The following is a 19,317-nucleotide window of genomic DNA, read 5'->3' as shown; positions in this document are numbered from 1 at the left end:
TTTTTATGCTTATGAAAATCAGAATTTTGTCATGTAAAATAAAAGTTACAGGCAGAACCTGAAAAGCCAAAACAGAGTAAGGAAAATTTAAAAAACTAATACAATGAAAAAAGCACTTATCGTAGGAATTAATGACTACGCGCCTATCGGATCAGGCGGTCCCGATTTAAACGGATGCATCAATGATGCACGTGATATGGCAAATACCTTGGTAATTTGTGGTTTTGCACCTTCACAAATCAGAATTTTGACCAATCAAAATGCTACAAGAGCCAATATTTTAAATTATCTGAAATCTTTAGTGAACACCAGCGTAAAAGGTGATTCGTTGGTATTTTATTACTCGGGACACGGAACGAGAGTTGCCAACATCGGAACAGATTTAGAGATTGACGGTTTAGATGAAGCGATTTGTCCGCACGATTATGCAACCGCAGGAGTTATTCGTGATGATGATTTTAAAGCTGTTCTCAGCAAACTGAAAGCCGGAGTAAATCTTGAAGTTGTCTTCGACTGCTGTCACTCCGGAACCGGAACAAGAAAAATGGATTTAGGACTGAGTGTAGATTTTTCTTACGAAACTGCACGATTCATTCCGCCCATGTTAGAAGACGAGTTTTATATGACCTATGCCAACGAAATCCCATTATCTAAAACTTCGAAAAAAGCAACATTTACCACTAAAGCACTAGTTCCGGTTGTCGGTATGAACCATACTTTGTGGGCTGCTTCTAAGGATAACCAGGTTTCTATGGAAGGAAGCATGAATGGGCAGATAAGAGGCTATTTTACTTATCATTTCTGCAAAATTTTGCGTGCGACCAATGGTAATATTGTCAGAAAAACCCTTGACAACCAAATTGCTATGGCATTAGCAGCAATGGGAGCAGCTCAAAGCAACCAGACTGAAAGCATCAAAACAGAATTTTCGCAAAAAATATTTTCATAAAAATCAAACTGGCGGAATCCGAAAAGCCATCCAAAGAGTAGGAAAAACTGATTAAAACACCAAATAATCATGTCTAATATTGAAAACAAAAACCCAATGTCTGCTGAAGAAGTTTTAAAGCTTAAAACTATTAAAGCAAAATCAGCTGAAAAATCAGCCAATTTAAAATTATCCGACAAAGAGCCGGAAATGGAAACCATCGACGGAAGAGTTTACCCGAAAGGGATGAAATCCGAAGGTATCACGATGAATGAAAAATCAGCTGCTAAAGAAAATCTTGAAACAGACTTTTTCTATCCGACTCATGCAGACTTAGAATATCAACCAAAATTGGAGCCTAAAAAAGATCGCAAACCAAAATTTATTGAAAGAGAAAATTTCTTAAGTGCTGAAGGGGCAAGAACAATCTTCGGAGTAGACCAAAGAAAAGTATTCAACTCAACGGCTTATCCGTGGCGTTGCGTAGGGAGAGTTGAAAGTCCGTTAGGAGTTGCAAGTGGCGTAATGATCGGCCCGAGACATCTCTTGACTTGTGCGCATATTATAGATTGGAAACCAAATAATCAGACGGGCTGGTTAAAATTCACACCAATGTATTACAATGGTAGTGCACCTTATGGTAGTGCTTGGGGAATTCAAACCTATTATAAACATAAAGTTGCAGGGCCTACAATTGATGGCACAGAAGTGCAGTTTGACTACGTGGTAGTCGTTCTCGACAGACCCATTGGAAACAGTACTGGCTGGTTAGGTTCTAAATCTTACTCAGATTCTTGGGACGGGCAGGCTTCTTTCACTCACGCTGGTTATCCTGCAGATTTGACGGGAACGCAAAGACCGACTTATCAGACAGGGATTGCCTTAGATGGTGATTTCTGGAGCGCGGATGATAATCAAAGTATTCAGCATAAAGCAGATATCTGGCCGGGACAAAGTGGTGGTCCGTTTTGGGGGTATTGGAACGGTTCGCCGTATGCAGTTGCCACTCAAAGCGCACACAATCCGAGCATTAATTTTGCGAGTGGGGGTTCAGATTTAGTTGGTCTCGTGACAAGAGCAAGAAACGAATATCCTTAAACATTATTTTGTTTTATAAATGGAGAGTCTGGTTTTTGAAATCAGGCTCTTTTTTGTTTTTATAAGCTGCGGTGTATTTTTATTTTTAGTATTTCAAAAATTAGTGAACGGCTTTGTTTAGCTTAATTTCAATAATGACTTTTTAATATTCTTTGTCTTACTTTGCGTTTTTTAATCGCAAAGTAAGACAAAGCTTTTTTTACAATAAAACTGTTTTACTTAAGATATATAAAGGCATTTCCATTTAACAAGGAAATACAATTAGTAAAGGTTTGGAGTATTTGAAAATGCAAACCTTTTTTCTAATTAAATACAGAACAGCACTTTTTGAAGGTGCTGTTCTGTATTTAAATAAAATTATTTTCTAAACATTTCCGTGTGCGGAATATTATCTTCCAGATATTTCTTTCCGGTATCTTCAAAACCAAATCCTGAGTAAAATCTGAGCAGATAATCCTGGGCAGAAATTCTCACTTCGCTTGTGTGAAAGCGATTTTCAATAGTTTCAACAGCGTACTGTATTAGTTGTTTGCCTAAGCTTTTTCCTCTGGCTTTTTCAGTTGTTAAAACTCTTCCGATAGAAGTTTCGGGATATTTAATTCCTTTGTTGAAAATTCTGCAGTAAGCTAAAACATTTTTATCTTCTTCAGCCCAAATATGTATTGCCTGCTGATCATATCCATCCAAATCATGATAAGGACAGTCTTGTTCTACCACGAAAACATCAACTCTCGCTCTGATAATTTCGTAAAGTTCAGAAGTGGTAATTTCTTCAAAACTTTTTATTTTCCAGATAATATTATTCATTGAAAGTCACTCCGTTGTTAACTAAAAATTCATTGGTTTTTTGAATGAAACTTAAAATTTCATCAGTTCCGGTTTTCTTTTCCGCAGATGTTACATAGATTTCAGGAAGATCTTCCCAGGTTTTGTGAAGTTCAGCTTTGTAATCTTCAACATTTTTTATGGCAATATTCGGTTTTAGTTTATCAACTTTCGTGAAAACTATTGAAAACGGAACACCGCTTTCTCCACACCACTGGATAAATTCCAGATCAATATTCTGAGGAGTATGACGAGAATCAATCAAAACAAAAAGATTCACCAGATTGTTTCTATTTAAAATATAGTTGTTAATTAATTTTTCAAAATCACGTCTCATTACTTTTGAAACCTTTGCATATCCATAACCCGGTAAATCGGTAAGATACCAGCTTTCATTAATAATGAAATGATTAATCAACTGAGTTTTTCCCGGAGTTCCTGAAGTTTTTGCTAAATCTTTCCTGTTGAGCATTCCGTTGATCAATGAAGATTTTCCTACGTTTGAGCGTCCGATAAAAGCATATTCAGGGATGGTTCCTTCGGGGCATTCCTGCCATTTTCCACTGCTTTTTACAAACTCTGCTGTCTTTATAACCATTTTGTCTTGATTTAATTTAGAAAAATAAACCATTAAGAAATTCTTAATGGCTTACTGTCAATTTATATTTTATCTTTTACCCAATTGTATAGAATCTCGTTGAATTCATCGGGTTTTTCCATCATCGCAGCATGTCCGCATTTATCAATCCAGAAAAGATCTGAATTTGGGATAAATTTGTGCATATCTATAGCAACTTCAGGAGGTGTTACGTTGTCCTGTTTCCCCCAAATCAGGCACGTCGGGCGCACAATTTTAGGAAGATCGTTCAACATGTTGTGCTTGATGGCACTTCTTGCCAGCATCACGGTTTTTATTCCTTTCATTCTGTCATTCACTACGCTGAAAACTTCGTCTACCAAAGCCTCTGTTGCCACTGCAGGATCATAGAAAACCTCTTCTGCCTTCTTTCTTATATATGAACGGTCATTTTTTCTCGGGAAACTGTCACCAAATGCTCTTTCGTATAAACCAGAGCTTCCGGTAAGAACTAAATTTTTCACCAAGTCTGGTCTTGCTAAAGTCAAAATAAGTCCCACATGACCACCCATAGAATTTCCTACAATGGTTACGGGTTTGCCAATTTCGCTTTCGATAAATTTAATGACGTATTTGGCGATTGTTGTAAGATTGGTATTGAGTACCGGCAAATCATAGATGGGGAGCTGAGGTACATAGACCTTAAACCCTTTCTCTGAAAAAAAATTCACCATCTTGTCAAAATTGCTCAACCCACCCATCAAACCGTGCAACAGCACCAATGGATGTCCTTCCCCAGCTTCAATGAAGGTATATTTCTTATCTTTTTTTGTACTAAATATCATAAAATCGCTTTAATAAAGCATTGCAAAAATACAAATTATACACCAAATTTTTTTTGATATCTCTAATTTAAAATAAAAATAATATAATAAGGCTTTTCTTACAGTCTTTTTTAAAAATCTTTTTATTATTCGACGAATAGCAGGGCTTGTAAGTCTTTTCGAATCAAATATTTAAACCGCTTTTGTTGACTCTGGTGTAAAACTTATTAACATTAAGTCAAAAAGTGGGAAAAAGTGGGAGCTTTTGGAAAAATTTGTATAATTTTGTCCCAAATGAGAAATTTCATTGGAACATATGAGTGCAAAATAGACGACAAAGGTCGCCTAAAGGTGCCTTCATCGCTAATCAAGCAGATGGAGAACTTTGAGGAGAAAACCTTTGTGGTAAAGCGTTCTGTGTTTCAACCGTGTCTCGAAGTTTATCCTATGAAAGCATGGGATAAGCTTATGGAAAAGATTAATAAACTAAACAGATTCATTAAAAAGAATGCTGATTTCATCAGGATGTTTACTGCAGGTGTAAAAACTGTAGAACTAGACAGTGCCGGAAGACTGCAGATTTCAAAAGATCTTACGCATTATGCAAATCTTACGAAAGAAATTGTAGTGACAAGTGCAGGTGAACTTTTCGAGATTTGGGATAAAGATGCCTATGAAAAGGTAATCGCAACCAATGAAGAAGATTTTGCAAGTCTGGCAGAAGATGTAATGGGCGCTTTTGATGAAGAATAAATAAAAGTATCACAAATGAGCATATATCACAACCCCGTTTTATTGAAGCAAAGTGTGGATGATTTGGTGACGAATCAGGACGGAATATATGTGGACTGCACATTTGGTGGTGGTGGTCATTCACAGGAAATTTTAGATAGGCTTTCTGAAAATGGAAAGCTCTACGCATTTGATCAGGATTTGGATGCGCTGAAAAATACAATTGATGACCCGAAGTTTACTTTAATCAATCAAAACTTTAGATTTCTTGAAAATTCTCTTTTGATGTATGGAGTTGCAAAGGTTGACGGTGTTTTAGCTGACCTTGGCGTTTCTTCTCATCAGTTTGATGAAGCGGTAAGAGGTTTTTCTACAAGAAACAATGCGCCACTCGATATGAGAATGAATGTGATGCAGAGTCTTGATGCTAAAAAAGTAATCAATGAATATGAAGAGGAAGCCTTAGCAGATATTTTTTATTATTACGGTGAGCTTAGAGAAGCAAGAAAACTGGCGAGAGACATTGTTCATCACAGAAAAATAAAAGCGATCAATACAACGGAAGATTTGAAAAAACTATTCAGCTTTCTTCCGCCGCATAAAGTGAATAAATTTTATGCACAGCTTTTTCAGGCAATAAGAATTGAAGTGAATCAGGAGCTGGAAGTTTTAAAAGAAATGCTGGTTCAGGCTTATAATGTTTTGAAACCTGGAGGAAGATTGGTCGTGATTTCTTATCATTCTTTAGAAGACCGGTTGGTAAAAAGATTCCTGAAAAACGGAATGTTTGAAGGTGAACCACAACGTGATATCTACGGAAATTATGCAAAAGCATTTGAACTCGTAAAAAGTAAAGCAATTATTCCTGATGACAAGGAAATTGAAGAAAACTCAAGAGCCAGAAGTGCGAAAATGAGAACAGGAATAAAATTGTAAACCACAGAGTGAGAATTCCCCTCCTCTGGAAGTATGGCAAAAATTCAAGCGAATTTTTGACGGGGTGGTTTAAAAAAGAATTAGTTAATAATAAAAATAAAATCAGACAAAGTCTGTGGCAAAAAAACCAATATATCGTCCTCAAAAAAGACTCACTTTTATAGACATTATAAAAGGGAATTTTCTGAACCGTGATGAGTTGACCACGCATTATAAGTTTTTCCTGTTGATTTTTGTTCTGATGATGGGAATGATTTACTCAAACCATTTGGTAAACAAAAAAATTAAAATTGTAAACGCTTTAAAAGAAGAAACAGAAGAATATAAATCGAGAAATGCTTACGCCCAAAGTAAGCTTATTAAAGTAAAAATGGAATCTGAATTGGGGAAACAGGTTGCTGCAGATTCATTAATGACCTTAGAAAGTCACCCTCACAAATTGTTAATCAAACTGGACAGTACAGATGCAAAAGCCAAGTGAATACGACAACAAGCGTAAAAAAACTTTACGATGGGGCTACCTCTTTGCAGTGGGAGCTTTGTGCGTTTTTGTGCTTTTCATCGGGAGAATCATTCTTTTGCAGAATACCAATGTTCAGGAAATTAAAGATGATTACATCAATAATAATTACCGAAATGCCACTTTAAAAGCTGCAAGAGGAAATCTTTATGCTTCAGACGGTTCCATTTTGGCGACGACGGTGATGCGTTACGATGTTTATCTTGATTTTAAAACGATTAAAGATACCGTTTACAGCAACAATATCGGTGCGCTTACAGATTCTTTAAGCAAAATGTTCGGAAAGCCGAGAGCTGATTTCAGAAAAAGATTTGACGAGCAGAGAAAAAAGAAAAACCAGTATTATTCTTTGGTAAAAGGTTTAGATTTCGATGAATACGACAGAATTAGAAAATTTCCAATCTTCAGAAGAGGAAAAAATAAAGGTGGTTTTATCATCGACAGAAATTACAAAAGAGAGTTAGCTACTTCAGAAATCGGCGCAGGAACAATAGGAATCGATAACGGAGTCGCAAAGGCAGGACTTGAAGGAGCTTTTTCAAAATATTTAACAGGAATCGACGGAAGCAGATACGAACAAAGAGTAAACTCTTCTCAGTGGAAACCCATCGACTTTTGGAAAGTAAACGAACCTACCGATGGTCAGGATGTTTATACGACTTTAGATCTTAGAATTCAGGATATTGCGCATTCAGCTTTAGAAAAGCAACTGATCAATTTTGAAGCAAAACACGGAACGGTGATCGTCATGGAAGTGGCAACAGGAAAAGTACGTGCCTTGGTTAATTTAAGGGAAACCGAGCCTGGAGTGTATGAAGATGCTTACAACTATGCTTTAAAAGACAATATTGAACCAGGGTCTACATTCAAAACCATTTCGCTTTTGGCGGCAATGGATGACGGATTTATCGATGAAAATACAACCGTAAATGTAGGAAACGGAGTGTGGGTGTACGCAAAACAGAGAATTTCTGACGGTCATGGTGGTGGAACTTACGACATCAGTGATGTTTTGGCAAAATCGAGCAACGTAGGAACAGCAAAATTGATCACTAAATTCTACGCAGAGAAACCGGAAATTTTTCTTGATCATTTAAGAAGATGGAAACTGTTTGACAAAATGGATATTGAACTTCCCGGAATTACAAAACCAAGAATTTTAACTCCAAAAAGCAAGTCATGGAACGCTGCCACATTAGCCTCAATTGGTTATGGATATGCAACAAACATCAACCTTCTACAATTAGCAACCTTTTACAACGGTGTAGCCAACAAAGGAAGAATGCTGAAACCGATTTTCATTGATAAAATAATGAAAGACGGGAAAACTGTTTTCGAAGCGAAAGAAGAAGTAATGGTTAAGAAAATGGCTTCTGATAAAGCCATTCAGATGATGACGAGCGCTTTGACGAAAGCTGTAGAAAAAGGAACGGGTCGAAGTATTTTTACACCCAATCTGAAAATGGCGGGAAAAACAGGAACGGCAAGGTTTGAATACTGGTTGCCTGGTCCAATGAAATACAGAGCTTCATTTGCCGGATTTTATCCGGCAGACAATCCGAAATATACTTGCTACGTAATGATCAGCGAGCCGAATGTTTCCAAAGGATTTTACGGAGGAACGGTTTCCGCACCGGTTTTTAAAGAAATTGCCGGAAAAACTTTCCTGAAAACGCCTCAAAATGTTGAAAAAGAAATGCTGGTAGACAGAAAGGTCAATCTGAATAAAATGGTTGAGCCCAATGTGAAAATAGCAGTTAATAATAAACAAATGCCAAATGTAGTGGGATTGATTGGTAAAAATGCTATTCCACAATTGGAAAATTTAGGATACCGTGTAGACTTCAAAGGGGTGGGAAGAATTAAAGAACAGTTCCCGCTTGAAGGCACAACGATCAGCAAAAACCAGAGGATTTATTTGTCTCTGCAAAATTAAAAATAGTCCCGAAGGGACGGCCTAATAAAGAATAGGATGAAATCCTATTAAAATAAACGGTCATAAAAAATAAAATAAAGAGCATCAAAGAAATGCAATTAGTTGAATTATTAAACAGAATTCCAATACTAGAAATTCACGGTGAAAATAACCGTGAGGTTTCCGAATTGGTTTTTGATAGCAGAAAGGTTTCCGAAAACTCTTTGTACATCGCATTGAGAGGAACGGTTGTAGACGGACATTCATTTATTGCATCTTCAATCGAAAAAGGAGCAAAAACTATTGTTTGCGAAGAACTTCCGGAAAATTTAGATGAAAACATTACTTGCATTAAAGTAAAAGATGCATCAAAAACTTTAGGACGTTTAGCTTCTAATTTCTACGGAAATCCTTCTGAAAAGCTAAAGTTAATCGGTGTTACCGGCACCAACGGAAAAACTTCTGTTTCGACTTTGCTTTTTGATGTATTTAAAAATTTAGGCTACGATTCAGCTTTATTGTCAACAGTAGAAATCAGAATTGGAGAAAAAATCATTCCGGCGACACACACGACTCCGGATGTAATTACGATTAATAAAATTTTGTCTCAAGCAGTTGAGGAAGGTTGCGAATTTGCCTTCATGGAAGTAAGTTCTCACGGTATTGCCCAAAACAGAATAGAAGGGCTGACTTTCAAAATCGCAGGCTTTACAAATCTTACCCACGACCACTTAGACTATCATAAAACGTTTGATGAATATTTAAAGATCAAGAAAAGATTTTTTGATGAGTTAAACGAAAATGCAATTGCCATCACGAACGTTGACGACAAAAACGGAAACGTGATGCTTCAGAACACGAAGGCTGTAAAAAGATCTTATGCTTTGAAAACGATGGCAGATTATCACGGTAGAACGTTGGAAGTAGATTTCAACGGAATGCTTTTGAATTTCAATGGAAAAGAATTCTGGACGACTTTAACAGGAAAATTCAATGTTTATAATTTGCTTTTGGTTTTTGGAATTGCATCTGAATTAGGTTTTGAGCAGGATGAAATTCTTCAGGCCATCAGCATTCTGAAAAGAGTTTCCGGAAGATTTGAAACTTTCAAATCCGATGGCGGAATTTTCTTCATCGTAGATTATGCACACACTCCTGATGCGTTGGAAAATGTTTTAGACAGCATCAACGACATCAGAACAAAAAATGAAAGACTGATCACTGTTTTCGGTTGTGGAGGTGATAGAGATCATTCCAAAAGACCTGAAATGGGAAATATTGCTTCAAAGAAATCAACTTTGGCAATCATCACTTCAGACAACCCGAGAACGGAAGACCCGAATCAGATAATAAAAGAAATTGAAGCAGGCGTTGAACCTCAAAACTTCAGCAAGTACACATCAATTCCGGATAGAAGAGAAGCTATCAAAATGGCAATCAAATTCTCTGAACCAAAAGATATTGTTCTTGTAGCCGGAAAAGGCCACGAAAACTATCAGGAGATCAATGGTGTAAAACATCATTTTGATGACAAAGAAGTAATAAATGAGCTTTGGAAGCTTATGAGTAAGTAATAATGTAAGCTTTAAACAACTAAACCAAAATTTGAACTAAATGTTATACTACTTATACGAATACTTAACGAGCCAAGGCATCCACATTCCGGGAATGGGAATGATGAGGTACATCTCTTTCCGTGCAGGGATGGCAGTTTTGTTGTCTTTGACGATTGCTCTTATTTACGGAAAAAGCATCATCAATTACCTGAGAGGGAAACAGATGGGCGAGTTGGTTCGTGACTTAGGATTAGACGGGCAAAAGCAAAAAGAAGGAACACCTACAATGGGAGGTTTCATCATTATTATTGCTACTCTGATTCCAGTTTTGTTATTTACAAGAATCACGAATATTTATATTGTTCTTTTGATTGTAACAGTAGTTTGGATGGGTGCAATCGGGTTTTTAGATGATTATTTAAAGAAAATCAAGAAAAATAAAGATGGTTTAAGCGGGAAATTTAAAATTGTCGGACAGGTCGGTTTAGGGTTAATTATCGGAGTGACAATGTATTTCCATCCCGATATTACGGTGAAAAGAAAATATGCAGATACAAAAGTGGTCAACAGAAACAATGTAGAGCAAAACTTTATGCCTGCTGAGAAAATCACTGTTTCCACAGTTCCTTTTGCTAAAAATAATGAGTTTGATTACAGCGGAGTTTTATTTTGGATGAATGACGAAGATGCTCACGAATGGGCTTGGATTGTTTTCATACCCATTGTAATTTTCATTGTAACTGCAGTCTCCAACGGAGCCAATATTACCGACGGAATTGATGGTCTTGCAGCCGGAACAAGTACGGTTATTTTACTGACGTTGGCATTTTTTACCTACGTTTCAGGGAATATCATTTTTGCAGATTATCTCAACATCATGTTCCTCCCCAATATGGGTGAAACCACGATTTTTGTCGTCGCCATGGTAGGTGCGGTTATCGGATTTTTTTGGTACAATACGTATCCGGCGCAGGTTTTCATGGGAGATACCGGAAGTTTGATGCTGGGTGGTGTAATAGCTGTTTTGGCGGTTATTTTAAGAAAAGAATTAATGATTCCTGTGCTTTGCGGAATTTTCTTAATAGAGAATGTTTCAGTGATGTTGCAGGTAGTTGTATTTAAATACAGAAAAAGAAAATTTGGGTTAGAATATGCCCAGAACAATAGATTGTTTAAAATGTCTCCATTGCATCATCATTATCAGAAGGATGGTTTTCATGAAAGTAAAATCGTCAATAGAATGATCATTATCGGTGTCATGTTAGCGATTGTATGTCTTATTACATTGAAAATGAGATAAATTAATTTAAAATTGAAATTATTTAATAATTAAATTTTTCAATCATTAAATCAAAACAGAATTATGAAAATAGTTGTTTTAGGAGGTGGAGAAAGCGGTTGTGGTGCTGCTTATTTGGCTAAAAAGAAAGGTTTGGAAGTATTTCTTTCAGACAAAGGAGCCATTAAGGATCATTACAAGCAGTTTCTGACTGAGAATAATATTGAATTCGAAGAAGGAAACCACGATGAAGCAAAAATCTTAAGCGCAGATTGGATTGTAAAAAGCCCTGGAATTCCCAAGAAGGCAGAGATGATTCAAAAAATTCATGAGAAAGGAATCAGAATTTCTTCTGAAATAGAATTTGCTTCAGAATTTACCAACGCCAAGATTATCGCCATCACCGGAAGTAACGGAAAAACAACTACAACGTCTTTGATTTACTACATTCTGAAAAGTGACGGAATGAATGTAGGTTTGGGCGGAAACATTGGTTACAGTTTTGCAAAGCAGGTTGCAGATGAAAACCATGAATATTATGTTTTGGAGGTAAGCTCATTCCAGCTGGATGATATTCAGAACTTCAGACCCTATATTTCTTTATTGTTGAATTTGTCTCAGGATCATTTAGATCAGTACAATTACAACTACGAAGAATATGCTCTGGCAAAATTCAGAATCGCTGAAAATCAGGAGAATGACAATTTTTTCATCTACAATAAAGATGATGAAATGAGCAAAAATATTCTAGAGAAATTTGAAATCAAAGCGAAGATGATTCCTTTCTCTACCAAAGAGAAACTGAATGAAGGTGGTTTTATAGATGAGCAAGAATTAATTGTAAAGCTTAAAGATAAATTCTCGATGAAAATCGATGAACTGTCTTTAATGGGAACTCACAATGTTGGCAACAGCTTAGCCGCTTCAATTGCCGGTAAAATATTGGAAATCAATAATGAAAGCATCAGAAATTCATTGATGACCTTTCAGGCAGTTGAGCACAGACTCGAATTGGTAACTGAAATTGATGGTGTAAAATTTATCAATGACAGCAAAGCGACCAATGTGAATGCAACGTATTACGCCTTAGAAAGTATGAAAACCCCGACCGTTTGGATTGTTGGCGGACAAGATAAAGGAAATGACTACTCAGAAATTGAGAATTTAGTTAAAAGAAAAGTAAAAGCAATTGTTTGCTTAGGAATTGACAATCAAAAAATTATAGACTTCTTTAAAGATAAAAAAGAGTTTATTTATGATACTTCCAGTATGGAAGAAGCGGTGAAAATATCGAAATCATTAGCGAAAAGCGGTGATACGGTTTTATTATCACCATGTTGCGCAAGCTTCGATTTATTTAAAAATTACGAAGACCGTGGCAATCAGTTTAAAGAACAGGTTTTAAAAGCAACAGCTAATAGCAACAGCTAAAAGCAAAGAATATGAACGAACAGTACACAGACGAAAACAAGTTTGAATATCTAAAGGGCGATAAAGTGCTTTGGATGGTCATTATTGTGATCTCTATTTTCTCGATTTTCCCCGTGTATTCTGCAAGTTCAAATTTGGAATACATTGTCAATAACGGAACTACAACGGGTCACGTTATGAAGCATATGTTTTTTGTTATCTTAGGATTGGTCATCATGAGATTCGTTGGTGTGGTCAAATACGAATACATCGGTAAGCTCAGCAGTATTTTGCTTGGTTTAATGATTCTCTTATTGGTGGTAACCATGTTTACCGGACAAACGATTGATGGAGCGAGCGCCTCAAGATGGTTGAAAATTCCTGGAACACCGATTTCATTTCAGCCTTCGTCATTTGCGTTTTTAATGTTGATTATTTACTTGTGCAGATATTTAACTAAAAAAATAACCAGAGAGCGTACGGTTGGTGAAAATGTAGGGTTTATTTTCGGGCCGATTTTATTGGTTTTTGTACTCGTGGCAAAAGATAACGGTTCTACAGCTTTGATGATTTTAATGGTTTCAGTAATCGTTTTGATCATCGGACAGCTTCACTGGAAGTACATTGCAGGATTTATTTCATCATCCTTTGTAGCGATTGTTCTGTTTTTATTGGTTGCCTTAAACACCAATCTGATCGGTGGAAACCGTGTGCATACTTGGATGAGCCGTATCGAAACATTTACCTCAAGCAAAGCAAAAACAGCTGATGTTGATGATGAAAGTGTAAAGGCAAAAAACTATCAGGTCATGCAGGCAAAAGCTGCAATCGTTCACGGTGGAATTACCGGAATGGGACCTGGAAAAAGTGCATTAAAACAAATGCTTCCACAGTCTGCATCAGATTTTATTTTTGCAGTAATTGTTGAAGAATATGGTGCAATAGGAGCGGTTTTCCTCATCAGTATGTATCTTATTATGATTATCAGAATAGTGATGATAGCGAGTAAGATGCCTGCGTTTTTTGGCTCACTGCTCGTACTCAGTCTCGGGGTGATGATTTTTGTACAGTTAGCAGTTAATATTGCCGTTGCTGTCAATCTGATTCCGGTTACCGGACAGCCGTTGCCATTAATAAGTTATGGGGGAACATCTATGTTGGTGACCTATTTACAGTTAGGAATTATTTTAAATATAAGCTCAAGAATCCAGATATATGATGAAGAAGGAATGGGCAAAAAACAAAGCATCGTCGAGATCAATGATATTGCTTAGAACAAAAAAATATGGAAATAAGAAAAATTACATTTACTGACAGCAAAAACACAGAGAATACTGTGGTGATTGACACCAACGAGAATATCAGCAGTTTTCTTGAAACTTTCAGATTGGAAGTCGACGAAGTTATTGAGCTTAACGATGCGATGTATACTGTGAAAGCTATTTCCGAGAAGGTTATTGATGCTAAAAATGAAATTTTGGTTGATGTAGAATTTATTGATTTGATTGAAAATCAACCTACAGCTTAAAATCGATATGATGAACAAAAAACTAAAAGTATTACTAAGCGGTGGCGGAACAGGAGGACACATCTTCCCGGCCATTGCTATTGCAGACGAAATCAAGAAAAGATTTCCTGATGCAGAATTTTTGTTCATCGGTGCCAACGGAAAAATGGAAATGGAAAAAGTTCCGCAGGCAGGTTATAAAATTGAAGGAATTGATATTGCAGGAATCGATAGAGGAAATATTTTATCCAATTTGGGTCTGCCTTTCAAGATTTTGAAAAGTTTATCTAAATCTAAAAGAATAATTAAAAATTTCGCTCCGGATTTTGCGGTGGGAACAGGCGGTTTTGCGAGCGGCCCCGCTTTATATGAAGCAAGCAAAATGGGGATTCCGATTTTTATTCAGGAACAAAATGCGCATGCAGGAGTGACGAATAAAATATTAAGTAAGAAAGCAAAAGCAGTTTTCACAGCTTATCCAAAAGTGGAGGGTTTTCCGGCTGAAAAAATAAAGTTTTTGGGAAATCCGATTCGTGAAAATATCATTTCAGGAATGCAGGAAACTTCCGAGGCAAAAGAGAAAATGGGTTTAGATCAAAATAAACTCACGATTCTTTCGGTTGGTGGTTCATTAGGCTCAAGAACACTAAACAACGGCTGGAAAGATAATTTAGATCATTTAAAAGAAAAAGGGTATCAGTTAATCTGGCAAACCGGAAAATTGGATTATAAAGAGATAGTTGATAGTTGTCAGTTGTCAGTTGATGGAAGTTCCGACAACCAACAACCAACAACCAGCAACCAGATCCAAATAAAAGAATTCATCAAAGACATGGAAACTGCCTATTCTGCAGCTGATGTCATAGTTTCAAGAGCGGGTGCAATTGCCATTTCAGAGTTAGCTGTTGCTCAGAAACCTGTTTTATTGGTGCCATTTCCGTTTGCAGCGGAAGATCATCAAACTAAAAATGCGATGACTTTAGTTGAAAAAAACGCGGCCAAAATGGTAAAAGACTCGGAAATGCAGGGAAAATTCTGGAATACATTATCAGAGATCTGCGAAAATGAAAGTGTAAGAAAAGAAATGTCAAAAAATCTGCTATATTTTGCTAAACCCAATGCGGCGAAGGAGATTGTGGATGAGATATTTAAAATAATTAAGTAATGATAAAAGGACTTTCAGTTTATCGAAAATTCATTTATGAAGATGATGCTTTAGAATTAATGAAAATTTTGGAGTTGAATCACATTACTTATGAATTGGCAAACAATTCTTCTCAATTAGATTCAAATTTTGGAGGAGATATAAATACAAAACAATTTGAACTAAAGATACATTGGGAAGACTTTAATTTGGTTGAAAAATTAGAAGAAGAGCTTGTAAAAAACGAAGTCGAAAATGTAGAGAAAGATTACCATTTATTTGATTATTCTGATGAAGAATTGATTGAAATAGTGATGAAAAAAGAGGAATGGAATAAGTTTGACTATTTACTCGCTCAAAAAATATTAAAAGAAAGAGGAAAAGAAATTAATCCCGAACTCTTAAATGTAATTAATAAGCAAAGAATAAAAGATCTTTCCACTAAAGAAGAAAGTCCTACATGGCTTATCATTATTGGTTATTCGACTGCTTGTTTAGGTGGGTTTTTAGGGATATTTATTGGTGGATATTTAATGTATTATAAGAAAGCTCTTCCAAACGGTGACAGAGTTTACGGTTTTGAAAGAAAAGACAGAAGTCATGGTCAAAATATTCTGATTATTTCAGGTATAGCATTTTTTATATGGATTGGATTAAGCCTTTTTAGATAATAATTTAAACAAATGAACAATTTAGAAACATATCAAAATTTTTACTTCGTCGGTATAGGAGGTATCGGGATGAGTGCTTTAGCGCGTTATTTCCATGCTTCGGGCAAAAAAGTTTTGGGCTACGATAAAACCAATACAAAATTGACGACGGCTTTGATGAGTGAAGGAATTGATATTGTTTTTGAAGATTTCATTGATGATAAAATCACGTCACTTCAAAAAGAAAATACATTGATAATTTATACTCCAGCAATTAAAAAGTTGGGAATTTTAGATTATTTTAATGAAAATAGCTTTGAAGTTTTAAAACGTGCAAAAGTTTTAGGTTTAATTACCGAAAACACTGATTGCATCGCTGTTGCTGGAACTCATGGAAAGACAACGACGTCTACTTTGGTTGCGCACTTGTGCAAAGAAGCAGATTTGCCTTTTTCATGTTTTTTAGGTGGAATTTCTGAGAATTTTAAATCAAATTTCCTTTATAATGGAACTCAGTATTCTGTGGTGGAAGCCGATGAATACGACAGAAGTTTCCTTAACCTTTCTCCGGATTGGGCAGTGATTACTTCGACAGATGCTGATCATTTGGATATTTACGGCGATAAAAATACGATTGAAGAAGGTTTCAGGCAGTTTGCAGCTTTAGTTCCTGCAGACCAACAGCTTTTTGTAAGAAAAGGAATAGAAATCGGCAGAGCGCATAAAACCTACGCCGTAAACGAAGTTGCCGACTATTACTCAGACAATCTTCGCATGGATTATGATAAAATCTATTTTGATTTTCATACACCAACGGAAACGGTAAAAGATTTTGTCTGGGACGTTCCGGGGATTCATAATGTAGAAAATGCAACGGTTGCATTGGCAATTTTAAGCAATCTTGGAGTTGATTTTGAAACGTTGAAGAAGGCAATTGCCAATTTTAAAGGCATAAAAAGAAGATATACAAAACATATTTATCCGAGCGGTAAAATTTATATTGACGATTATGCACATCATCCTACAGAGATTAATGCAGTTGTTGGTTCGATCAAAACATTTTATCCTGATAAAAAATTGTTGGTGGTTTTCCAGCCGCATTTGTTCAGCAGAACGAGAGATTTTGTGGATGGATTTGCTGAAAGTTTAAGCAATTCTGAAGAGTTGATTTTGTTGGATATTTATCCTGCAAGAGAACTTCAGGAGAATTTTGAAGGAATTACTTCAGATTGGTTGTTGGAAAAAGTGACTTTAGATAAAAAGGAAATTTCAGGTTTGTCTGAAGCTTTTAATAAGATAAAAGAAAAAGAATTTGACATTTTGTTAACAGTCGGAGCAGGAAATATTGATATACTGTATGACCCGATCTGTGAATGGTTGAGTGGAAATAATTTTTAACGCAACGAGCGCAAAGAAATTTAACAATATTATGAAAAATCGTTCGCAAGGGCGTTTCACTCAGCAAATTAAAGCTGGGAATATTAAAAAATAAAAATTAAGCCGTTGCTGAGTGTAACGCCTTAGCGACCGAAGAATAAGCTTAGTTAGTGTAAAAAAACTTTGCGACCATAGGTTAAAATAAAAACATTACGAGGATGACAGAAAATGAAATTTCAAGTTTGCCTGAAGCTTTTAGTAAGATAAAAGAAAAGGAGTTTGATATTTTGCTGACGGTCGGAGCAGGAAATATGGATACACTGTATGATCCGATTTGTGAATGGTTGAGTGGAAATAATTTTTAACGCAACGAGCGCAAAGAAATTTAACAATATTATGAAAAATCGTTCGCAAGGGCGTTTCACTCAGCAAATTAAAGCTGAGAATAATAAAAAATAAAAATTAAGCCGTAGCTGAGTGAAACGCCTTAGCGATCGAAGAGTAAGCTTAGTTAGTGTAAAAAAACTTTGCTACCATAGCGTTAAGATAAACACATTACGAGGATGACAGAAAATGAAATTTCAAGTTTAGTTTTTGATGCAGGAATAAAAATTCATCGCAAACTTGGAATCGGTCTTTATGAAAATGTGTACGAACAATGCTTAATTCACGAATTGAAAATAAAAGGATTAAATGTTGAGAGTCAAAAAGATATAGCTGTCGAGTATGAAGGTTTGATAATAGAAAAAGCTTTCAGAGTAGATTTATTTATTGAAAACAAAGTTATTGTTGAAATAAAAGCAGTTCCGGAAATTAATGATTATCATTTTTTCCAACTTTTAAATTATTTGAGAATATCAAACATAAAATTAGGAATGATTTTAAATTTTCATTCTACACTATTTAAAAACGGAGTAAAAAGAGTAGTAAACAAATTATAATATAAAAAATTAAGCCGTAGCTAAGTGAAACGCCTTTGCGAAAGAAAAATTAAGCGATATTAATGTTAAGAAAACCTTGCGACCATAGCGTTAAAAGAAAACAAGCAAAATGAAAAACAAATACAGAATTTTAAAAATTGCCATCACAGTAATCATTCTTGGGTTCCTGCTGAGTTTCTCTTTGAAGAAATTTAGTGACCAGAAGATTACAGATGAGAAAATTTCTGTAAAAATGAATGAGAAAACTCCGGTGTACTTTATTGACGAAAAAGATATCAAGCAAATCGTTATCAAAGAAAATCCGTCAGGAAAGGTTGGAGATTTAAATATTCCGGAATTGGAAAAGAAAATCAATGCACTTCCAGCTGTAGACAGTGCGAATGTGTATTTAAATTTAAATGGAAAACTGAATTTAGATATCAAACAGCGAGTTCCGGTTTTCAGGTTAAATTATAATGGAAAAGATTTTTACGTAGACGAGAAAGGAACAGAATTTCCGATTTCCAAAACCTATTCTCATCCTTGTATGCTGGTGACAGGTGATGTGAAGAAAGACGAATATGAAAAGCTTGCGGAATTGGTTGATAAAATTGACAAAGATGATTTTAGTAAAAAATATTTCATCGGAATTTCAAAATATAAAGACAGCTACAATCTTCTGACGAGCGAAGGAAATTATAAAGTGGAGATTGGAGATTTAGAAAATATTGAATTAAAAGTAAAAGGTTTTAAAACTTTTGTTGAGAAATATCTTGTTTTTCAGGATCCTCAGAAATACAGTATGGTTTCGGTAAAATATCAGAATCAGATTGTAACGACTCTGAATCCTTATTTTAAAGAAAATGACAGTATTTTAAAAGCAGGGCATAAAGATTTAGCGAAAACTCCGGTAGCAGTTGTTACAGTTAAAAAACCAGAAATCCATCTGAAACCAGCAGTAAAAAAGGCGAATTCAACTTCTTTAAAACCAAAAGAAAATACAAAGCCTAAAGCTGTCGTCAAACCCAAGGAGAAAAAGAAACCGGCCACGAAGCCTAAGACGAAAGCAAAAGTCAAAATAGAATAAAAAGAGTCTCGAAGGGACGACTTAACAAAGGA

20 protein-coding genes are annotated in these 19,317 nt (G+C 35.7%); 17 read left to right on the top strand and 3 right to left on the bottom strand.

Annotated features, from left to right (window positions below):
• The first annotated feature begins 103 nt into the window (after positions 1–103).
• On the top strand, positions 104–949 hold the full coding sequence (locus tag LNP04_RS10940; protein WP_229983005.1) for a caspase family protein: 846 nt from the start codon (positions 104–106) through the stop codon (positions 947–949).
• Positions 950–1,018: 69 nt separating this feature from the next.
• Positions 1,019–2,026 carry a serine protease gene (locus LNP04_RS10935; RefSeq protein WP_229983004.1) on the top strand — a complete coding sequence of 336 codons (1,008 nt, stop codon included), beginning with the start codon at positions 1,019–1,021 and terminating at the stop codon, positions 2,024–2,026.
• A 357-nt stretch (positions 2,027–2,383) separates the two neighbouring features.
• On the opposite strand, the gene LNP04_RS10930 is transcribed toward LNP04_RS10935, so the two are convergent.
• The 3 genes from LNP04_RS10930 to LNP04_RS10920 all read right to left on the bottom strand — a co-directional run bounded on the left by LNP04_RS10930 (position 2,384) and on the right by LNP04_RS10920 (position 4,273).
• A complete protein-coding gene (locus tag LNP04_RS10930) occupies positions 2,384–2,833 on the bottom strand; it encodes a GNAT family N-acetyltransferase (RefSeq protein WP_229983003.1) in 450 nt (149 codons plus the stop codon).
• Positions 2,826–3,449: a ribosome biogenesis GTP-binding protein YihA/YsxC gene (gene yihA / locus LNP04_RS10925; RefSeq protein ID WP_129535558.1), complete on the bottom strand. Its 624-nt coding sequence runs from the start codon at positions 3,447–3,449 to the stop codon at positions 2,826–2,828. Before yihA ends, LNP04_RS10930 begins: the two co-directional genes overlap by 8 nt.
• A 62-nt stretch (positions 3,450–3,511) precedes the next feature.
• On the bottom strand, positions 3,512–4,273 hold the full coding sequence (locus LNP04_RS10920) for an alpha/beta fold hydrolase (protein WP_129535559.1): 762 nt from the start codon (positions 4,271–4,273) through the stop codon (positions 3,512–3,514).
• Positions 4,274–4,546: 273 nt separating this feature from the next.
• Between LNP04_RS10920 and mraZ the strand changes: the two genes are divergently transcribed.
• The 15 genes from mraZ to LNP04_RS10845 all read left to right on the top strand — a co-directional run bounded on the left by mraZ (position 4,547) and on the right by LNP04_RS10845 (position 19,285).
• On the top strand, positions 4,547–5,005 hold the full coding sequence (gene mraZ / locus LNP04_RS10915; protein ID WP_229983002.1) for a division/cell wall cluster transcriptional repressor MraZ: 459 nt from the start codon (positions 4,547–4,549) through the stop codon (positions 5,003–5,005).
• Between the two features lie 21 nt (positions 5,006–5,026).
• Complete coding sequence (gene rsmH, locus LNP04_RS10910; protein ID WP_229986294.1) at positions 5,027–5,920, top strand: 16S rRNA (cytosine(1402)-N(4))-methyltransferase RsmH; 894 nt, start codon at positions 5,027–5,029, stop codon at positions 5,918–5,920.
• Positions 5,921–6,035: 115 nt separating this feature from the next.
• Positions 6,036–6,401, top strand: coding sequence for an FtsL-like putative cell division protein (locus LNP04_RS10905; protein WP_229983001.1), 366 nt, complete (start codon positions 6,036–6,038; stop codon positions 6,399–6,401).
• Complete coding sequence (locus LNP04_RS10900; protein ID WP_229983000.1) at positions 6,385–8,376, top strand: penicillin-binding transpeptidase domain-containing protein; 1,992 nt, start codon at positions 6,385–6,387, stop codon at positions 8,374–8,376. Before LNP04_RS10905 ends, LNP04_RS10900 begins: the two co-directional genes overlap by 17 nt.
• Before the next feature lie 92 nt (positions 8,377–8,468).
• A complete protein-coding gene (locus LNP04_RS10895) occupies positions 8,469–9,929 on the top strand; it encodes a UDP-N-acetylmuramoyl-L-alanyl-D-glutamate--2,6-diaminopimelate ligase (protein ID WP_229982999.1) in 1,461 nt (486 codons plus the stop codon).
• Positions 9,930–9,969: 40 nt separating this feature from the next.
• Positions 9,970–11,211 (top strand): phospho-N-acetylmuramoyl-pentapeptide-transferase, encoded by a 1,242-nt coding sequence (gene mraY / locus LNP04_RS10890; RefSeq protein ID WP_229982998.1) that lies wholly within the window; start codon positions 9,970–9,972, stop codon positions 11,209–11,211.
• Between the two features lie 63 nt (positions 11,212–11,274).
• A complete protein-coding gene (gene murD / locus LNP04_RS10885; protein ID WP_229982997.1) occupies positions 11,275–12,621 on the top strand; it encodes a UDP-N-acetylmuramoyl-L-alanine--D-glutamate ligase in 1,347 nt (448 codons plus the stop codon).
• 11 nt (positions 12,622–12,632) lie between these two features.
• The gene (locus LNP04_RS10880; protein ID WP_229982996.1) at positions 12,633–13,874 is read left to right on the top strand and encodes an FtsW/RodA/SpoVE family cell cycle protein; all 1,242 of its coding nucleotides are present in this window, start codon (positions 12,633–12,635) and stop codon (positions 13,872–13,874) included.
• Between the two features lie 11 nt (positions 13,875–13,885).
• Positions 13,886–14,128, top strand: coding sequence for a hypothetical protein (locus LNP04_RS10875; RefSeq protein WP_229982995.1), 243 nt, complete (start codon positions 13,886–13,888; stop codon positions 14,126–14,128).
• Between the two features lie 10 nt (positions 14,129–14,138).
• Positions 14,139–15,272 carry an undecaprenyldiphospho-muramoylpentapeptide beta-N-acetylglucosaminyltransferase gene (murG, locus tag LNP04_RS10870; RefSeq protein WP_229982994.1) on the top strand — a complete coding sequence of 378 codons (1,134 nt, stop codon included), beginning with the start codon at positions 14,139–14,141 and terminating at the stop codon, positions 15,270–15,272.
• The gene (locus tag LNP04_RS10865) at positions 15,272–15,922 is read left to right on the top strand and encodes a hypothetical protein (RefSeq protein WP_229982993.1); all 651 of its coding nucleotides are present in this window, start codon (positions 15,272–15,274) and stop codon (positions 15,920–15,922) included. Before murG ends, LNP04_RS10865 begins: the two co-directional genes overlap by 1 nt.
• A gap of 12 nt (positions 15,923–15,934) precedes the next feature.
• Positions 15,935–17,299, top strand: coding sequence for a UDP-N-acetylmuramate--L-alanine ligase (murC, locus tag LNP04_RS10860; RefSeq protein WP_229982992.1), 1,365 nt, complete (start codon positions 15,935–15,937; stop codon positions 17,297–17,299).
• Positions 17,300–17,496: 197 nt separating this feature from the next.
• Positions 17,497–17,643 carry a hypothetical protein gene (locus LNP04_RS10855; RefSeq protein ID WP_229982991.1) on the top strand — a complete coding sequence of 49 codons (147 nt, stop codon included), beginning with the start codon at positions 17,497–17,499 and terminating at the stop codon, positions 17,641–17,643.
• Positions 17,644–17,841: 198 nt separating this feature from the next.
• Positions 17,842–18,219 (top strand): GxxExxY protein, encoded by a 378-nt coding sequence (locus LNP04_RS10850; protein WP_229982990.1) that lies wholly within the window; start codon positions 17,842–17,844, stop codon positions 18,217–18,219.
• A 109-nt stretch (positions 18,220–18,328) separates the two neighbouring features.
• On the top strand, positions 18,329–19,285 hold the full coding sequence (locus LNP04_RS10845; protein WP_229982989.1) for a cell division protein FtsQ/DivIB: 957 nt from the start codon (positions 18,329–18,331) through the stop codon (positions 19,283–19,285).
• Positions 19,286–19,317: the final 32 nt, after the last annotated feature.

Source organism: Chryseobacterium sp. C-71 (assembly GCF_020911865.1).
Classification (GTDB): Bacteria; Bacteroidota; Bacteroidia; order Flavobacteriales; family Weeksellaceae; genus Chryseobacterium.
The sequence above is the reverse complement of the archived record's forward strand: the minus strand, read 5'-3'. Positions and strand labels throughout refer to the sequence as shown.

Coding starts and splice junctions, on each gene's coding strand:
- murG (WP_229982994.1), top strand. CDS start 14,139: ATGAACAAAAAACTAAAAGTATTACTAAGCGGTGGCGGAACAGGAGGA.
- mraY (WP_229982998.1), top strand. CDS start 9,970: ATGTTATACTACTTATACGAATACTTAACGAGCCAAGGCATCCACATT.
- LNP04_RS10900 (WP_229983000.1), top strand. CDS start 6,385: ATGCAAAAGCCAAGTGAATACGACAACAAGCGTAAAAAAACTTTACGA.
- LNP04_RS10880 (WP_229982996.1), top strand. CDS start 12,633: ATGAACGAACAGTACACAGACGAAAACAAGTTTGAATATCTAAAGGGC.
- LNP04_RS10845 (WP_229982989.1), top strand. CDS start 18,329: ATGAAAAACAAATACAGAATTTTAAAAATTGCCATCACAGTAATCATT.
- LNP04_RS10935 (WP_229983004.1), top strand. CDS start 1,019: ATGTCTAATATTGAAAACAAAAACCCAATGTCTGCTGAAGAAGTTTTA.
- LNP04_RS10920 (WP_129535559.1), bottom strand. CDS start 4,273: ATGATATTTAGTACAAAAAAAGATAAGAAATATACCTTCATTGAAGCT.
- murD (WP_229982997.1), top strand. CDS start 11,275: ATGAAAATAGTTGTTTTAGGAGGTGGAGAAAGCGGTTGTGGTGCTGCT.
- LNP04_RS10895 (WP_229982999.1), top strand. CDS start 8,469: ATGCAATTAGTTGAATTATTAAACAGAATTCCAATACTAGAAATTCAC.
- mraZ (WP_229983002.1), top strand. CDS start 4,547: ATGAGAAATTTCATTGGAACATATGAGTGCAAAATAGACGACAAAGGT.
- yihA (WP_129535558.1), bottom strand. CDS start 3,449: ATGGTTATAAAGACAGCAGAGTTTGTAAAAAGCAGTGGAAAATGGCAG.
- LNP04_RS10875 (WP_229982995.1), top strand. CDS start 13,886: ATGGAAATAAGAAAAATTACATTTACTGACAGCAAAAACACAGAGAAT.
- murC (WP_229982992.1), top strand. CDS start 15,935: ATGAACAATTTAGAAACATATCAAAATTTTTACTTCGTCGGTATAGGA.
- LNP04_RS10940 (WP_229983005.1), top strand. CDS start 104: ATGAAAAAAGCACTTATCGTAGGAATTAATGACTACGCGCCTATCGGA.
- LNP04_RS10850 (WP_229982990.1), top strand. CDS start 17,842: ATGACAGAAAATGAAATTTCAAGTTTAGTTTTTGATGCAGGAATAAAA.
- LNP04_RS10865 (WP_229982993.1), top strand. CDS start 15,272: ATGATAAAAGGACTTTCAGTTTATCGAAAATTCATTTATGAAGATGAT.
- LNP04_RS10855 (WP_229982991.1), top strand. CDS start 17,497: ATGACAGAAAATGAAATTTCAAGTTTGCCTGAAGCTTTTAGTAAGATA.
- LNP04_RS10930 (WP_229983003.1), bottom strand. CDS start 2,833: ATGAATAATATTATCTGGAAAATAAAAAGTTTTGAAGAAATTACCACT.